This is a genomic window from Clostridium sp. AF36-4 (genome assembly GCF_003435975.1).
GTDB lineage: Bacteria > Bacillota > Clostridia > Lachnospirales > Lachnospiraceae > Eubacterium_F.
Map to the genome: position 1 here is coordinate 20090 of NZ_QTVH01000005.1, position 17101 is coordinate 37190.

A 17101-nucleotide genomic window follows, 5' to 3' on the forward strand; every position below is an offset into this window, starting at 1 on the left:
TTATGTGCACATGGCACGCAATTTTTGCGGGAGGAATAGTATGAAAAATCGAAGTATTGCACAAATTATACTTATTAATTTTTTTAAGACAATTGGTGTTATTGTATTGCTGTTAGGCGTAGGTGTACTCAGTTATTATCTTACAATGCTGTTTTTGAAACAGACGCAGCGAGTGGAGAGAAGTACGCAGTACGAGCATGTGATTGATGTAAATCCCGGCAGCATGGAATCCAGCAACTTAATTTACAGCTATGACAAGAAGAGCGGAAAAATCGATGCAATGGTGCTTGAATTGTTTGATGCCGGAACGAAGAACATGACATATGTGACGATTCCTGCCAGTACGCAGATTACGATTTCGGCAAAGACCTATAATGATTTATTAAAGAAAAGTTCCAAACTGCCACAGGTGATTACGATGTCAGAAATTTCTTCTTATTTTGAAGGAGATGTCAAATATGAGTATGGTATTCTTATTTTGCAGGAGGAATTAAAAGCAGATATCGGTTATTTTACCGCGATGACGTCGGATGAATTTAACAAATGTTTTGAATGGGAGAATGGCAAAAAGAAAAAACTCTGCCCGACAAAACAGCTTTTGGATGAGGCAGCGAAGTGCAGCGATGAAAGTGATATGAATGATTTGATTGAATCTAAATGGGATTCTTTGATTAGTGATGTGACATTGAGTCAGAAGCAGCATTACAGCAAAGAATTAAAACAGGTCAATCGCGAATATATTCACACATATTGTGCAAAAGGGCAGACGTTTAATAAGAAATTTAAGTTAGATAAAACAAAAACTGCCAAGATGATTGAGAAGATCTGGGAGAAAAAAGCTTACCAGAGTGCACAAAACAGCACGAGTAGTACATCTTCCACGGAAAATAAAGGAACGGTGTGGATTTATAATGGAAGTAAGATAACCGGACTTGCTGCAAAATATCAGAAAATACTTCAGGAAGACGGTTATGAAGTAAAAGGTGTTGGTAATGCGACAGGTAACATCCGTTCGCAGACAGTTATTTATGCAACAAAGAAAAAGAAAGCCAATGCATTGAAGAAATATTTCAAAAACCCACTGATTCAGACGGCTGATAATATGAGCAGCGGCGCATCTATCGAGATTGTACTCGGTACAGATGATGACATACAGTAACGAAAACCGAACATTCTGACAGAAAGCGAGGTGTTTACGTGGGGACTAAAGTAAATATCATGGACATGCAGGTGGATTTGCTGACCAAAGAAACACTGAAGCAGGAAATGCAGAATTTTCTGGAGAATGAAACGGTGAATGTAGCACATGTTATTTCACTGGATTATATGGATGCCTATGATAAAAATGAGCTGGTGCGTGAGTCGCTCGCTCATGCAGACCTTGTTCTCCCCGGTGAAAAAGCAATACTGACAAGACATCATGTTGATGTTTTGGAGACCGGCGGTATGGCAGTTGATTATCACGCGGAGTTAGAACTGCTTTCGCTTGCAAACGAGAATAACCGGACAATTTATTTGGTGCTGCGAAGTGAGAAAGAAGCCAAAATGGTATATCGCTTTTTATCCGAATATATTGACAGAGATCAGATTGTCGGTATCTATGTGGCGGATGGAGAAGTTGCAGAGGAGAGTCTGATTAATGACATTAACATGAAACTGCCGGATATTGTGCTTTTATCGATGGAGAGCACAGAGCAGGAGGAGTGGCTTGAGAATAACCGTGCGAAGGTGAATACCAAACTTTGTGTGGTGATAGGAAGTGTGATGCCGCTTTTGTTCCGGGAAAATGTGCCGGTGCCAAAATGGCTGAAAAAACTACATCTGGGAGGTGTTTACCGCTGGTTTTTGGTGATGCCGTATTCCCATTCGCTAAGAAGGCGTATATTTCATAGAAAAATGGACGATTATAATACCAAGAAAAAATTTCGGAGGTAACAAAAATGTCCATATCAGAGAAGCGTATCTTTCGTTCCTATGGTATGATTACCATGGGAACTTTTTTGATGGCTTTGGGAACCTGTCTCATTTATGAGCCGATGTCAATGGTTACCGGAGGATTTTCAGGTGTGGGAATTGTACTTGAAAAATTATTTGGAATTCCGGTGTTTGCTGTGACATTTCTTTTAAACGTCCCTTTGTTTTTTATGGCGAGAAAATTCCACACAAGGGAATATTTATTTCGTTCGCTGTATGCCATGATTACGTTCTCACTGGCATTAGCGGTGATTCCCGTTACCTCCGTTACGCATCAGGACTATTTGATGGCGGCAATACTGGGTGGTGCGTTTCATGGTGGAGGGCTTGGACTTGTGTTTCTTGCAGGAAGTTCCACCGGCGGCACGGATTTGTTAAGTACCCTTTTACATCCGCTGTTCCCAATGATGCGGCTGGCAAATATTATAGGAATTGTCGATGGTATAATTGTTGTTGTCGGTATGCTGGTTTTTGGTGTGCGGACGGCACTGTATTCCATTGTGGCGGTTTTTGTGACTTCGAAAGTAATGGATGGAGTGACATCCGGAATGCGTTATGCAAAAATTATGTATATCATTTCCGACCGGTCGGCAGAAATTGCAGAAATTATTCTGCACCAATTTGAGCGCGGGGTAACGGCACTGCGGGGAAACGGTATGTATTCCGGGAAGGAAAAGCAGATTTTAATGTGTGTTGTTTCACGCCGTGAGGCTGTTTCTATGGTAAAATATGTTAAGGAAGCCGATGAGCGGGCATTTGTGATTGTTGCTGATGCCAGAGAGGTGTTAGGGGAAGGTTTTAGCATCGGTGATTAGCATGCTAAACGGAATCTGTGCAATTTACACAAAAGATTTTTGAATTATTTAGGTATTTTGAATATGGTGTTTTTGATAAAGATAGTGTATAGTATCAGTTAGATGTTTGTGACAATATTATATCCTAGGAGGAATTTCAAATGGCAAGTTTATCTTTAAAAAACATCAATAAAGTATATCCAAACGGCTTTCACGCTGTTAAGGACTTTAACTTAGAGATTGAAGACAAAGAGTTTATTATTTTCGTAGGACCATCCGGATGTGGTAAATCTACTACACTTCGTATGATTGCCGGCTTGGAAGAGATTTCCAGTGGTGAGTTGTGGATTGGTGATAAATTGGTGAACGACGTTGAGCCAAAAGACAGAGATATCGCGATGGTATTCCAGAACTACGCTTTGTATCCACATATGTCCGTATATGACAATATGGCATTTGGTTTGAAACTGAGAAAAGTTGCAAAAGACCAGATTGACCGCCTTGTACATGAAGCAGCTAAAATCCTTGATATCGAGCACTTGCTTGATCGTAAACCAAAAGCTTTGTCCGGTGGTCAGAGACAGCGTGTTGCTATGGGACGTGCAATCGTACGTGATCCTAAAGTGTTCCTGATGGATGAGCCGCTTTCTAACTTGGATGCAAAACTCCGTGTACAGATGCGTATCGAGATTTCTAAATTGCATCAGAGACTGGAAACAACAATTATCTACGTAACACATGACCAGACAGAGGCTTTGACACTGGGTACTCGTATCGTTGTTATGAAAGATGGAGTTGTGCAGCAGGTTGATTCTCCACTTGATTTGTATATGAGACCAAACAACTTGTTTGTTGCCGGATTTATCGGTTCTCCTCAGATGAACTTCATCGATGCAAAAGTAGTTGTATCCGGTTCTGAAGTACGTTTGATGTTTGGTTCTAACTCCATTAAACTTCCGGAGAATAAAGCTAAGAAGTTGATTGATAATGGATATGAAGATAAGACAGTTACCTTTGGTATTCGTCCAGAGGATATTAAAGATGAAGAGATGTTCATCAGCAACTCTCCGGATACTACACTGGAAGCTACTGTTAAAGTATACGAGATGCTTGGGGCAGAAGTATTCTTGTACTTCACAGTTGAGACATTTGACATTACTGTACGTGTAAACCCTCGTACAACAGCTCGTCCTGGTGATACAATTAAGATTGCTTTGGATGGTTCTAAGATTCACTTGTTTGATAAAGAAACACAGGAAACAATTACAAACTAGTCTTAGCACATAACATGTTTTTGCTGGGCGTCTTCTTAAGGAGACGCCCTTTTTGTGGCGTAAGAGTTTTACAACTAAAAAAGGAGGTTATATGAGTGAGTAACGAAAGTAAGAGTAGGGCAGTGCCGGAAGAGAATAAAATGGGTGTCATGCCGGTCGGCAGGCTGTTATTTAGTATGTCGCTCCCAATGATGTTATCCATGCTGGTTCAGGCACTTTATAATATTGTAGATAGTATTTTTGTGGCGAAGTTATCGGAGGATGCTTTGTCTGCGGTTTCCCTTGCCTTTCCGCTTCAGACGTTAATTTTTGCGGTTGGCGGCGGTACCTGTGTAGGTGTGAATGCTCTTTTGTCAAGGGCGTTGGGAGAAAAGGATTTTAAGAAGGCGAATGATGTTGCGATGAATGGTGCTTTTTTGACAGTCCTCAGCTATGTTGTATTTTTAATCCTTGGTCTTACGGTAGTAAAACCATTTTATGTAGGACAGTTAAATGGGACAAGTTCTCCGATTTATGGAATGGGCGTTGACTATTTGAGTACAGTCATGATATTTTCCATTGGTGTTTTTTGTCAGATGTATTTTGAGCGACTGTTGACTTCTACGGGGAAAACTGTGTATACAATGCTCTCCCAGCTTACCGGTGCGGTTATCAATATTATTTTAGATCCGATTTTGATTTTTGGGCTGCTTGGTGCACCGGCAATGGGCGTTACCGGTGCGGCTGTGGCAACCGTAATCGGACAGTGTGGAGCGGCGATTCTTTCTGCTGTATTTAATGTGAAATTTAATCATGAGGTGGATTTGAAAATCAAAGGGTTCCGTCCGAGTGCTAAAATTATCGGACCAATTTATGCGATTGGAATTCCATCCATTATTATGCAGTCAATTGGTTCTGTTATGACTTATTGCATGAATCGGATTTTGATTGGATTTTCTTCGACGGCAACAGCAGTATTTGGTGTTTATTTTAAATTGCAGAGTTTCTTCTTTATGCCATTGTTTGGATTGAATAATGGAATTACACCGATTATTGCCTATAACTACGGAGCACAGAAAAAGCACAGAATGATAAAAACGATTAAAATGAGTCTGGTTGTATCGTTCTGTTTGATGTTTATTGGTTTCTTGGGATTTGAACTGATTCCGGACAAATTACTGGGATTGTTTGAGGCTTCGACAGCGATGCTTACAATTGGAGTTCCGGCACTTCGTATTATTGGAATCCACTTTTTGATTGCTTGGTTCTGCATTATTGCAGGTACGGTATTCCAGTCTTTGGGAAAGGCTGTTTACAGCATGGTGGTTTCGGTTATGCGTCAGCTTGTCGTACTGATTCCGGCTGCATATCTTCTGGCTCATTTTGGCGGCTTGCATGCCACTTGGTGGTCATTCCCGATTGCGGAGGGTATGTCACTTGCGGTATCAACGATATTTCTTATGAGGATTTACAAAAAAATCATCAAACCGCTGCCGGATAAGGAATAAAAATAATATAAAAAATTGTTTTTTTGCAACTTTTCCTCCTTTTGAATCGTCTTATATATAAAGACAATACAAAAGGAGGTTTTATTATGATGAGAAACAAAAGAATACTGGGTGGAGCGTTACTGTTGTCTATGTCATTGCTTGGCGGCGGTTTAAGTATGGGATTTTCAAATAACGGACAGCCTGCTATTGTGAAAGCGGCTGACACAAAAAGCCAAAGCACACTGGCGGGATGGAATATAGGCAAAGAGGTAACCTATAAAGGTTCGGAAGCTACATATCATGCGTATTTATCCGAAGATGGAAAAAATGCATGGATTTATCTTGTAGAAACAACAAACAAGACAAAATCCTTAAAGTTTCCGGATGCGGTAGAAGGAGCTGTTGTGACAAGAGTAGGTTATGACACGGCACTTTGCAAATTGGAAGATGCAGATGAATTTAACCAAAACATTTCCGGTGTGACCGTTGAGTATGCACATGGTGTTGACGGCTGGAGCGAAAAGACGATAAATGTTGAATCCGTTGTTCTGCCAAAGAACTTGACGATATTAGAGTCAACAGCGCTTAGCGGACTTCGTAAAGTTAAGAGTATTACAATTCCAGACGGTGTGCAGAAAATTAGTGCGGAAACATTTTATGGCTGTAAGAGTCTTAAGGAAGTGCAATTGCCAAAATCACTTGCTTCCTTTGACAATTACACATCCTTTTCCGCCTGTCCGAAACTTTCCAAAGTCACACTTTCGAAGGAAAATAAAAGTTTTAAAATGCAGAAAGGCCTGTTATTAAATAAGAAGGGGACAAAGCTTATCTGGGCAGTGCCGGCGAAAAATAAAATTACAGTTCCTGATAGTGTTACTTCGATTGCGGATAATGCACTCAAAGCAGGAAAAGCAACAAGTGTTTATCTTGGCAAGAAGGTGAAAATAATTGGTAAAGATGCCATTGCCGGAAAGAAGATAACGAAGGTAAGTATTTCTAAGAAAAACAAACGCTTGGGAAAACAGGGACAGTGCATTTACGAGAAAAAGAGTGGTAAGTTATTAATTGCTGTTGCGAAAAAGAATGTAGTAAAAATAGGAAATAAGGTAAAACTGATTAGTGAGGATGCTTCTCTTTGCGGCAGTCGTCAGTTGAAGAAATTGGATATCGGGGCAAGTGTAAAGACATTACAGGGAGCATGGGGTGAATTTTATCGTGCCGGTTATGTGACGACGACAAAAGTTTATTTTCGTTCTAAGAATCCACCGAAACTGACACAGAATAATGATAAAAATTATTGTTATCTTCCAATTTTCAGAGATGTGTATGTGCCGAAAGCATCCTTGAAAAAGTACAAAAAATGGTATAAGAAAAATGATGCCCTTCAATTTGTGAAGCTTAAGACCTTTTGACAATAACCCGAATAAATGATACAATGGGGAGAAATGAGGTGTTGTGAACGAAAAGTACAAAAGGAGCATTTAAGGAGGGGCATAAATGATATCAAACCAGATTTTGCAAAATACAATTGATGGTGTAAAAGGAATTACAAAAATAGACCTTAGTGTAGTGGATGCCGATGGAAATGTATTGGCAGAGACGGCAGGTGACAGTGAAGATTACTGTGCGACTGTTAAGATATTTGCGGATTCGCCGGCAGACAGTCAGGCGATTTTGGGATACCAGTTTTTTAAGGTTTATGATGAGAGCCAGCTAGAATACATTGTTGTGGCAAAGGGAGAGGCCGAGGATGTATATATGATTGGAAAGATTGTTGTATTCCAGATTCAGAACTTATTAGTTGCCTATAAAGAACGTTATGACAAAGATAACTTTATTAAGAATCTTTTGCTTGATAACCTCCTTTTGGTTGATATTTTTAACCGTGCGAAGAAACTTCATATCGAGATGAACGCACGCCGGGTTGTTTATATTGTAGAGACAAGTAAGGAAAAAGATAATGGTGCCTTAGAGACTGTACGCAGCATGTTTGCCGGTGGCAACAAGGATTTCATCACGGCAGTGGATGAGAAAAACATCATTATCGTAAAAGAAATTAAGGACAAAGATACTTACGAGGATTTGGAGAAAACCGCACAGGTTATCGTAGATATGTTAAATACTGAGGCAATGGCACGTGTACGTGTGGCGTTTGGAACGATTATCAAGGATATCAAGGAAGTTTCAAGATCCTATAAAGAAGCGAAGATGGCACTGGATGTTGGAAAGATCTTTTACAGTGACAAAAAGGTAATGGCGTATAGTAATCTGGGAATTGGACGGCTGATTTACCAGCTTCCGCTGCCACTTTGCAAAATGTTTATTAAAGAAATTTTCGATGACAACACACCGGATAATTTCGACGAAGAAACCTTGACGACAATTAACAAGTTCTTTGAAAATAACTTAAATGTTTCGGAAACATCGAGACAGCTTTACATCCATCGAAATACGCTTGTTTATCGTTTGGATAAATTGCAAAAGAGCACCGGACTTGATTTGCGTGTGTTTGAGGATGCGATTACATTCCGCATTGCGTTGATGGTTGTGAAGTATATGAACTATTTGGAGACCATTGAGTATTAATTGACGAGAGAGGTTTTGTATCATGGAAACAAAGAAAAAGGTGATACCTATTATTGCAATGGATCATATCAGTAAGCAGTATTCTACAGGTGTGGAAGCGCTAAGTGATGTATCCATTCGCATTCATAAAGGCGAATTTGTATTCGTAGTTGGTAAAAGTGGATCTGGCAAGTCCACTTTTATTAAATTGCTTTTAAAAGAGTTAAATCCGACCGAAGGCCGTATATTTGTCGGTGGCAGACAGGTGACGAATTTGAAGCGCAAACAGGTTTCGTTATACCGGAGAAAGATTGGTGTGGTATTTCAGGATTTTCGTCTATTAAAGAATAAGACGGTATTTGAAAATGTTGCCTTTGCACAGGAAATCATCGGCATGACCAAAAGGGATATTGCAAGAAATGTTCCAATTATGTTAGAGATGGTTGGGTTAAAAGGGAAAGAGAAGATGTATCCGCACGAATTATCCGGCGGAGAGCAGCAGCGTGTAGCGATTGCCAGAGCACTGATTAACCAGCCGACCATTTTGCTGGCGGACGAGCCGACGGGAAATCTTGACCCCAAGACAGCATGGGATATTATGATGTTGTTGGAGGAAGTAAACAAAATGGGTACAACAGTTGTTGTTGTAACTCATAATAATGATGTTGTGGATGTCATGCAAAAGCGTGTTATAAATTTAGAGGATGGCGTTTTGGTAAGAGATGAAAAGAAAGGTGGTTATCAGGTTGAAGGGGATTAATTTATTTTTTCACAGCATCAAACAAGGACTAGCAAATCTGAGAAAAAACCGGATGTTTACCCTAGCTTCCATGGGAACGATTGCAGCCTGTCTATTTGTATTCGGCTTGTTTTATTTTGTGCTTAGTAATTTTCAGAATATTCTTCACTCGGCAGAACAGTCAGTGGGAATTTCTGTATTTTTTGAAGAAAATCTTTCGGAAAAACAGATTGCTGATATTGGACAAAAAATTGAGAAAAGAGATGAAGTGGAGCGGATAGAATACATTTCTGCTGCACAGGCATGGGAAGACTTTAAACAGGAAAACTTTTCTAAGACACCGGAACTGGCAGAAAGCTTTGGGGATGATAATCCGTTAGCGGAATCAGCATCTTATGCTATTTACTGCAAGGATTTGGAACGACAGTCTACGTTAGTAGAATACTTAAAAAACGTAAAAGGAATCCGAAGGATTAAGGAAGCGGATGAAATCGAAGAAGGCTTTTCGAGTGTTAATAAACTGGTTGGTGGTGTGTCACTGGTGCTGATTGTTGTGCTTTTACTTGTATCCGTATTTTTGATTCATTCGACAATTGCGACCGGAATCGCCGTAAGAAAACCGGAAATTGCGATTATGCGTCTGATGGGAGCGTCTGACTTTTTTATCTGGGCGCCGTTTATTGTGGAAGGCATAGTGATTGGTTTGATTGGTTCAATTCTTCCGCTTATTGTGCTTGGAATTTCGTATGGACGGATTCTTACTTATATAACAACACATTTTTCTCTTTTTTCGGAGGGACTTGCTTTCCTTACGACAGGAGAAGTTTTTGTGATGTTAGTTCCGATTTCACTGATTTTGGGTGTTGGAATTGGATTCTTTGGCAGTTTTATTACGGTGCGGAGAAATTTAAATATTTAGGAAGTGATAAAGATGAGAAGAAAATGGCTGTTGTGTGGCATATTGTGTGGCGTTGTGTCGCTTTCTGTGTTTGGACAAAACGTAGGTGCCACAAACTATGACAAGCAGATTAAAGAAACAGAAAAACAGCAGAAAGAATGGGAAAACAAGGCGGATAGTCTGCAAAAGGAAATTGAAGAGATTCAGGCCGATAAAGACGATACCTTAAAATATATTGAGAAGTTAGATAAAAAAACAGCATCTCTGGAAGAAGAATTAGAGAAACTTCATGCACAGGTTACGTCGTCTGGAAAAAAGTTAAAGGCAATTCAGAAGGAATTAGCAAAGGCACAGAAGGAAAAAGAAAAGCAGTATACGACGATGAAGCGGCGCATAAAATATATGTATGAAAATGGAAATCAGGAATATCTTGATATTATATTTGGAGCAAAAAGTATTTCTGATTTGTTGAACCGCTCAGAGTATGTTGAAAAAATTTCCGAATATGATAACAAAGTGTTTGCGCATTTTAAGAAGGCAGCACTTACGGTGCAGCAAAAGGAGAAACAGCGTGAACAGCAGACAAATGAGTTAAAGGAATTAGAAACAAAAACAAGGGAAGAAAAGCAAGCGGTGTCCGAGTTAAAGGCGGATAAAAAAACAGAATTGGATAAGATTGATAAAGCGATGGAAAAATCGCAGGATCAAGTAAGTGAGTACACGAAAAAAGCGCTGGAAGCGGAAAATCAGGTGGAAGCACTGCTTCAGAAAAAACAGGATGAGATTGACCGTGAAATGGCGGCAGGCGGCGGAAATTCCGGCGGCAGCACAACAGGACTTGGCTGGCCGTTAAAAGGTGGCGCCGGACGTATTTCTTCGGGATTTGGTGGCAGAAAAAGTCCGACTGCAGGTGCCAGCACATATCATAAAGGTGTCGATTTGGCTGCACCTTCGGGAACGCCGATATTAGCAGCCGGCAGCGGAAAAGTAGTGACCGCTACGTATAGTTCGAGTGCCGGAAATTATATTATGATTTCGCATGGCAACCGTTTGTATACGGTATATATGCACTGTTCCAGACTTGCAGTGAGTGCCGGAAAACAGGTAACAAAAGGACAAGTAATCGGGTATGTTGGCTCGACCGGTATATCGACCGGAGCACATCTCCATTTTGGTGTTACGAAAAATGGAAGTTATGTGAACCCGTTAAATTATATTTCGAGATAATGGAGGATTGTGAAAGATGAGGAAAAGACGAGGCAGTGGTTTTTTTGCCGGAATATTTGTTGGCGTATTGTTTTCTATGACATTTTTTCTTGTCATGTATTTTTTAGATATACAGATTCTGCCGGCGTCCTCTCTTGCGTCGGATATTAGAAACCGTGCAGAAATTGTGGAATCGTACATTGACAGCTATTACTGGAAGGACGATGTATCGGATCAAACAATTTCGGAATATGCCGCAAAAGGAATGGTAGCGGCACTTGGCGATAAGTATTCAGCGTATTTTACCAGTGAAGAATTAAAAAGCAGTATGGAAGATGTAGAAGGAGATTACGAGGGAATCGGTGCAAGTGTGCGCTACGATGAAAAAACAAAAAACAAGACGATTCAGGAAGTGCAGAAAGGCAGACCGGCACAGAAAGCCGGATTAAAAGCCGGAGATATTCTGCTTTCTGTAAATGGCGAGGACGTAACAAAATTGTCATTAAATGATACGATTCAGAAGATTAAAGGAAAAGAAGGAAAAAAATCAGAACTCGTTGTTTTGCGGGAAGAAAATGGAGAAAAGATAAAGAAGAAAATTACGGTGACCTGTGAAAAGATTGTTAATCAGACGGTTACACATCGGATGTTGTCCGGGAAAACCGGTTATATTGCCATTACTTCTTTTACAAAGGAAACGGTAAAACAATACGAGAATGCGCTTTCTGACTTAGAGAAGAAGGGACAGAAGGGATTGGTTGTAGATTTGCGAGGCAATGGCGGTGGTTCACTGACGGCGGTTGTGGATATTCTTGACCGGATGCTTCCAAAAGGAAAACTGATAACGGAAAAAAATAAGGTAAATGGTGATAAAGTATATACCTCAACCGATGAAAAGCATTTTGATAAGCCGGTGACAGTTTTGATTAATGGGGGAAGTGCCAGTGCTTCGGAAGTTTTTGCCGGCTGTATGCAAGACCGGAAAGCGGCTTCGTTAGTCGGTGTGAAAAGTTTTGGGAAAGGAATTGTACAGACTATTTTTTCTCTGGAAAAATCGTGTGGTGGCGGAATTAAACTGACAACCGGGGAATATTTGCTGCCAAGCGGCAGATGTATTCAGGGCAAAGGGTTGACTCCGGATGTGGAAGCAAAGAATCCTTCTGATTTGAAGCAATTCGGTGGAAAAGACGATTACCAGCTGCAAAAAGCAGTGGAAGTGATAAATGAAAAAACAGCCGAATAAGTAAAAGACACAAAAATTTCACATTTTGTGTCTCTCCTAGAGTTGCGTTAGCGAATCAAACGGTGTTATACTCGACTAATAGTCATTTTAGAAAAAGGGAGGAACTTTCAGATGTTATCTAAGTTCAGTGTTCGCAAACCATTTACCGTATTGGTTGCGGTTGTTATATGTCTGGTACTCGGATTTTTGTCATTTCAAAATATGAGTACGGATTTTCTGCCAAATATGGAATTTCCGTATGCACTTGTTATGACTACATATCCGGGAGCAAGTCCGGAAGAAGTAGAAAAGGCTGTTTCCGAACCGGTGGAGCAGGCGATGGAGCGTATCAACAACGTCAAAGAACTGCAATCTATTTCCATCCAGAATATGTCAATGGTTGTTATGTCATTTAATGATGGAACGGATATGGGTTCTACAGTTGTAGATATGAGAGAAAGCCTTGATATGGTGACATCGCAGTTTGATGATTCCATCGGAAATCCGACAATTATGAAAATGAATCCCGACATGATGCCGATTATGGTGGCGGCACTGGATTATGATAAATTAGACAGTGCGGAAGTTACGAAAAAGGCGGAAAAGGAAATTATTCCGGAATTGGAGAGTGTGGAGGGAGTTGCCTCTGTCAATGAATCCGGTTCTATTGAGAAAAAGATTCAGGTCATTATTCAGCAGGATAAGATTGACAAGATGAATGAGCTTGTGCAAAAGGCGATTGAAGGAAAATTAAGTGATGCACAGGATAAGATTGATGAAGGAAAGAAGAAACTGGAAAATGGCAAAAACAAATTAAAGAATGGAAAAGAGACCGCCGCCGATAAGATGGCGAAGGGAGAGACGAAACTTAGTCAGGCATCGGATAAAATTAAGGATGGCCTGAAAGTTATTAATGAAAATATTACGAATATTAAAAAGCAGCAGGCAACGCTTAAAAAGAGTGAAAAACAGTTAAATACGGGGCTTGCCTCGCTCGCTGCCAATAAAACAAAACTGACAAATACAATTAAGACACTGACGGCGACGCAGACGCAGCTTACGACACTGAACACGACGCTTGAAAAGCTCAAAGTTCAGGAGACATCTCTGAAAACGCAGCTTGAGAATGTCGGTGGGAATTCACAGGAACTGAGTACTTCTTTAGCGTCGGTTCAGGCACAGTTACAGGTTGTCCGTGGCAAATTGAAGGATGCCGGCATTACGGAAGAAATGCTTCCATCCAAAGTAAACGAAGTGAATACGGCACTTACTTCAGCAAACAGCGGACTTAAGCAGGTGGAAACCCAAGAGAAAACGCTGGCAAAGAATAAAGCCAAAATTACAGCGGCAAAGAAAAAAATCAATGCCGGTCTGAAAAAACTAAATGCAACAAAGAAGAAATTAGAGAAAGGTCAGATTTCGACAACGGAAGCGACCGAACAGCTAAATAAACAGAAAATTCTTTCCAGTATCCAGTTAAGTGTTTCGGAAGCACAAATGGATAATGGAAAAAATAAGTTAGATGAAGCAGATAAACAGTTAAAGGACTCGAAAAAAACGACAAAAAGTAATGCGAACCTGAAAAAAATCATTACAAAGGAAATGGTTGAAAATGTATTAAAAGCGCAGAACTTTGATATGCCGTCCGGTTATATTACCGAAGGAGATGCTTCTTACCTTGTACGTGTAGGTGATAAGATTCAATCCGAGAAAGAAATCAAAAACCTCGTTGTCTGCGATATGGATTTGGATGGTTTAGACCCGATTAAACTTTCAGATGTGGCAGATATTGCGGTTACGGATAACTCGGATGATGTGTATACCGTAGTAAACGGCAACCCGGCGGTACTTGTTACGTTACAGAAACAGTCCGGATTTTCAACCGGAGACGTAACGAGTGCACTGACGGAACGTTTTGACCAGTTGCAGAAAGACAATCAGGGACTGCATGTTTCTGTTTTGATGAATCAGGGGGTATACATTGACCTTGTAGTGGATGCTGTAGTGCAAAATCTTTTGCTTGGTGGGTTGCTTGCTATTTTGATTCTGCTGTTTTTCCTGCGCGACTGGCGGCCAACCTTTATCGTTGCCTGCTCGATTCCGCTCAGCGTAATTGCAGCAGTTGTAGCGATGTACTTTAGCGGTGTAACACTGAATATTATTTCCTTATCCGGTTTGGCACTTGGTGTTGGTATGCTTGTGGATAACTCGGTTGTCGTAATTGAAAACGTTTTCCGTCTTAAGCAGCATGGGATTTCAACGAAGCGTGCAGCAATTGAGGGAGCAAGCCAGGTGGCAGGAGCTATCGTGGCATCTACACTGACAACGGTTTGTGTGTTCGCACCGATTATTTTTACAGAAGGTGTGACAAAGCAGTTATTCGTCGACTTGGCGCTTACCCTTGCTTACACACTGGGAGCAAGTCTTCTTGTAGCACTTACCTTAGTTCCGGCAATGTCGGCCGGATTAATTAAGAGAAAGCCAAAGAAAGAGTCAAAGATTATTGCGGCAGTTCAGCGTGCGTATGGCAGGGCAATTCAATGGGTGCTGCGGTTTAAGTGGCTTGTTTTGGCTGGCTCGGTTGTTCTCCTTATATTGTTTGCGGCATTGGCAGCCGGCAGAGGATTTTCCATGATGCCGGATATGGAAAGTACGCAGATGACGGCTACGCTTACGATGGATAATGGAACAAAACTGGCGGATACGAAAAAAGCGTCCAATCAAGTGGTTGAAAAAATCCGTGAGATTTCGGATGTTGAATCAGTTGGTGCCTATACAGGAACGGGTTCATCCATGTCGATGCTTACCGGTTCCGGCGGTGAAAATACCGTAACTATGTATATCATTTTGAAGGACGATAGGCAGTTAAGCAATGAAGAAATCACAAAACTGATTACGGAAAAAACGAAAAATATTGAGGGGAAAGTAGAAGTAAATGCTTCTGCGATGGATATGAGTGCCCTGATGGGCGATGGTGTCACCATCAATATTAAAGGAAAAGATTTGGATAAATTGCAGACGATTTCGGAAGATATGATGAAGAAACTTGAAAAAGTAGATGGTCTTGATAACATTACGAATGGTCTGGAAGATGCCGGTAAAGAGTACCGCATTACTGTGGATAAAGCGAAAGCAATGCGTTATTCACTTACGGTGGCTCAGGTTTATCAGCAGATTTATGCAAAAGTAAAAGAGGCTTCTTCGTCTTCTACGGTATCGAATGATACCGATGATTTAGGTGTTTATGTCAACTCGGCGGAGGATGAGGACTTGACAAGAAATGATGTCAAAAATCTGAAAATTGATTACACCGATTCGATGACTCAGAAGACAAAAAAGGTTTCTCTTAGTAAGATTGCTGATTTTAGCACTGCGGATTCGCCAAAATCGATTTATCGCAAAGGGCAGACCAGATATATTGCTGTAAAAGCGGATATCAAGGATGGTTATGTGGTAAGCGACGTTTCGAGAGAGGTTGAAAAAATCGTAAACCAGACAAAGAAACCGGCCGGTTATGAAATGGAATTAGATGGTGAAAATGAAGCAACCACAGAAGCAATGGGACAGGTGCTTTTGATGATGGTACTTGGTGTGCTTTTGATGTATTTGATTATGGTGGCACAGTTCCAGTCGCTGTTATCTCCATTTATCATTTTGTTCACGATTCCGCTTGCCTTTACGGGAGGTTTCCTTGGACTGTGGATTTCGGGAAGTGACGTCAGTGTCATTGCCATGATTGGATTTGTAATGCTTTCCGGTATTATTGTAAACAATGGTATTGTGCTTGTGGATTATATCAATCAGTTACGCCGAAGCGGTGTCGAGAAACGACAGGCAATTGAGGAAGCAGGCGTAACGAGACTTCGTCCGATTCTGATGACGGCATTGACGACGGTACTTGGTTTGATTCCAATGGTTGCCGGCAGCAGTATGGGAGCGGATATGACAAGACCGATGGCAATTGTTACGATTGGTGGTCTGGTATATGGTACGCTGCTTACGTTGTTTGTTGTACCATGTATTTATGATTTGTTAAACCGCAAAAAAGATATGAGAGAAAAAACAGTAGATGAAGAATCTATGATAGAAGAAGCAATGGACGAAAAAGAATAAGAACAGATTGGAGGAAGGATTATGAATGCACCGATTGGCGTGTTTGATTCGGGAATTGGCGGATTGACAGTGGCAAAAGAGATTATGCGGCAGATTCCGGGGGAAAGTCTTGTTTATTTTGGAGATACAGCCCGTGTGCCATATGGTTCCAAATCAAAAAATACAGTTTGTAAATATAGCAAGCAGATTGCTAAATTTCTCCTGACACAGGATGTTAAAGCAATTGTAATTGCCTGCAATACAGCCAGTGCACTTGCCAGAGAGGAACTTGAAGATATGGTGGATGTGCCGGTGATTGACGTGGTGCAGCCGGGAGCGAGAATGGCGGCGGCATCGACTAAGAATAACAAAATTGGCGTGATTGGAACCCAGAGTACAATAAAAAGTGGAATTTATGAGAGCTATCTTCACAAAATAAATCCGGAATTGACGGTAGTGAGTAAAGCGTGTCCGCTATTTGTACCTCTTGTGGAAGAGGGGCTGTTTGAAGACCGTATTACGGAAGATGTTGTTTCCAGATATCTGCATGATATGAAAGAGTATGAGATTGATGCGCTTGTTTTGGGATGTACTCATTATCCGCTTTTGCGCGGTGTGATTGGGCGTGAAATGGGTGAGTCGGTAAAACTGGTGAACCCTGCTTATGAAACGGCAAAATCGTTAAAGGATCTGTTAAAGGAAAAAGATTTACTGAATGTATCCGGTGAGAAACCGGAGCACAAATTTTTTGTCAGTGATGGTGTGGACCAGTTCCGTTCTTTTGCCAATTCCATTCTGCCATATCAGGTGGAAAATACAACGGTGGTAGATATTGAATCTTATTAGTTAATAACGCATACATTTTAGA

13 protein-coding genes are annotated in these 17101 nt (G+C 40.8%); all 13 read left to right on the plus strand.

Translation table 11 applies throughout. From position 1 onward, the window contains the following. Positions 1-40 precede the first annotated feature (40 nt). Positions 41-1159: a LytR C-terminal domain-containing protein gene (locus DW005_RS03895; protein WP_022377730.1), complete on the plus strand. Its 1119-nt coding sequence runs from the start codon at positions 41-43 to the stop codon at positions 1157-1159. Between the two features lie 38 nt (positions 1160-1197). Continuing rightward, on the plus strand, positions 1198-1935 hold the full coding sequence (locus DW005_RS03900) for a WecB/TagA/CpsF family glycosyltransferase (protein WP_147324412.1): 738 nt from the start codon (positions 1198-1200) through the stop codon (positions 1933-1935). A 5-nt stretch (positions 1936-1940) separates the two neighbouring features. Further along, positions 1941-2789, plus strand: coding sequence for a YitT family protein (locus tag DW005_RS03905; RefSeq protein ID WP_117478246.1), 849 nt, complete (start codon positions 1941-1943; stop codon positions 2787-2789). A gap of 140 nt (positions 2790-2929) precedes the next feature. Next, positions 2930-4042 carry a sn-glycerol-3-phosphate ABC transporter ATP-binding protein UgpC gene (gene ugpC, locus DW005_RS03910; RefSeq protein ID WP_022377727.1) on the plus strand — a complete coding sequence of 371 codons (1113 nt, stop codon included), beginning with the start codon at positions 2930-2932 and terminating at the stop codon, positions 4040-4042. Positions 4043-4182: 140 nt separating this feature from the next. After that, positions 4183-5529 (plus strand): MATE family efflux transporter, encoded by a 1347-nt coding sequence (locus DW005_RS03915; protein ID WP_347461421.1) that lies wholly within the window; start codon positions 4183-4185, stop codon positions 5527-5529. A gap of 86 nt (positions 5530-5615) precedes the next feature. Continuing rightward, positions 5616-6923, plus strand: coding sequence for a leucine-rich repeat domain-containing protein (locus tag DW005_RS03920; protein ID WP_117478248.1), 1308 nt, complete (start codon positions 5616-5618; stop codon positions 6921-6923). A gap of 85 nt (positions 6924-7008) precedes the next feature. Continuing rightward, entirely contained in the window at positions 7009-8097 is a 1089-nt protein-coding gene (locus tag DW005_RS03925; RefSeq protein ID WP_022377724.1) for a helix-turn-helix domain-containing protein, read from the plus strand. A 22-nt stretch (positions 8098-8119) separates the two neighbouring features. Next, positions 8120-8836: a cell division ATP-binding protein FtsE gene (ftsE, locus tag DW005_RS03930; protein ID WP_022377723.1), complete on the plus strand. Its 717-nt coding sequence runs from the start codon at positions 8120-8122 to the stop codon at positions 8834-8836. Then, positions 8823-9734, plus strand: coding sequence for a permease-like cell division protein FtsX (locus DW005_RS03935; RefSeq protein WP_242989355.1), 912 nt, complete (start codon positions 8823-8825; stop codon positions 9732-9734). The genes ftsE and DW005_RS03935 overlap by 14 nt, the downstream gene beginning before the upstream one ends. A 12-nt stretch (positions 9735-9746) precedes the next feature. After that, the gene (locus tag DW005_RS03940) at positions 9747-10940 is read left to right on the plus strand and encodes a M23 family metallopeptidase (protein WP_117478250.1); all 1194 of its coding nucleotides are present in this window, start codon (positions 9747-9749) and stop codon (positions 10938-10940) included. Between the two features lie 16 nt (positions 10941-10956). Further along, positions 10957-12162 carry a S41 family peptidase gene (locus DW005_RS03945; RefSeq protein ID WP_117478251.1) on the plus strand — a complete coding sequence of 402 codons (1206 nt, stop codon included), beginning with the start codon at positions 10957-10959 and terminating at the stop codon, positions 12160-12162. A gap of 111 nt (positions 12163-12273) precedes the next feature. Continuing rightward, entirely contained in the window at positions 12274-16254 is a 3981-nt protein-coding gene (locus DW005_RS03950) for an efflux RND transporter permease subunit (RefSeq protein WP_117478252.1), read from the plus strand. Between the two features lie 21 nt (positions 16255-16275). Beyond that, positions 16276-17079: a glutamate racemase gene (gene murI, locus DW005_RS03955; RefSeq protein ID WP_022377718.1), complete on the plus strand. Its 804-nt coding sequence runs from the start codon at positions 16276-16278 to the stop codon at positions 17077-17079. The last annotated feature ends 22 nt before the right edge of the window (positions 17080-17101 follow it).

What these genes read in the sequence shown, in the direction of transcription:
- ftsE (WP_022377723.1), top strand. Translation starts at nt 8,120, where the DNA reads ATGGAAACAAAGAAAAAGGTGATACCTATTATTGCAATGGATCATATC.
- DW005_RS03915 (WP_347461421.1), top strand. Translation starts at nt 4,183, where the DNA reads ATGGGTGTCATGCCGGTCGGCAGGCTGTTATTTAGTATGTCGCTCCCA.
- murI (WP_022377718.1), top strand. Translation starts at nt 16,276, where the DNA reads ATGAATGCACCGATTGGCGTGTTTGATTCGGGAATTGGCGGATTGACA.
- DW005_RS03920 (WP_117478248.1), top strand. Translation starts at nt 5,616, where the DNA reads ATGATGAGAAACAAAAGAATACTGGGTGGAGCGTTACTGTTGTCTATG.
- DW005_RS03945 (WP_117478251.1), top strand. Translation starts at nt 10,957, where the DNA reads ATGAGGAAAAGACGAGGCAGTGGTTTTTTTGCCGGAATATTTGTTGGC.
- DW005_RS03950 (WP_117478252.1), top strand. Translation starts at nt 12,274, where the DNA reads ATGTTATCTAAGTTCAGTGTTCGCAAACCATTTACCGTATTGGTTGCG.
- DW005_RS03905 (WP_117478246.1), top strand. Translation starts at nt 1,941, where the DNA reads ATGTCCATATCAGAGAAGCGTATCTTTCGTTCCTATGGTATGATTACC.
- DW005_RS03925 (WP_022377724.1), top strand. Translation starts at nt 7,009, where the DNA reads ATGATATCAAACCAGATTTTGCAAAATACAATTGATGGTGTAAAAGGA.
- DW005_RS03895 (WP_022377730.1), top strand. Translation starts at nt 41, where the DNA reads ATGAAAAATCGAAGTATTGCACAAATTATACTTATTAATTTTTTTAAG.
- ugpC (WP_022377727.1), top strand. Translation starts at nt 2,930, where the DNA reads ATGGCAAGTTTATCTTTAAAAAACATCAATAAAGTATATCCAAACGGC.
- DW005_RS03940 (WP_117478250.1), top strand. Translation starts at nt 9,747, where the DNA reads ATGAGAAGAAAATGGCTGTTGTGTGGCATATTGTGTGGCGTTGTGTCG.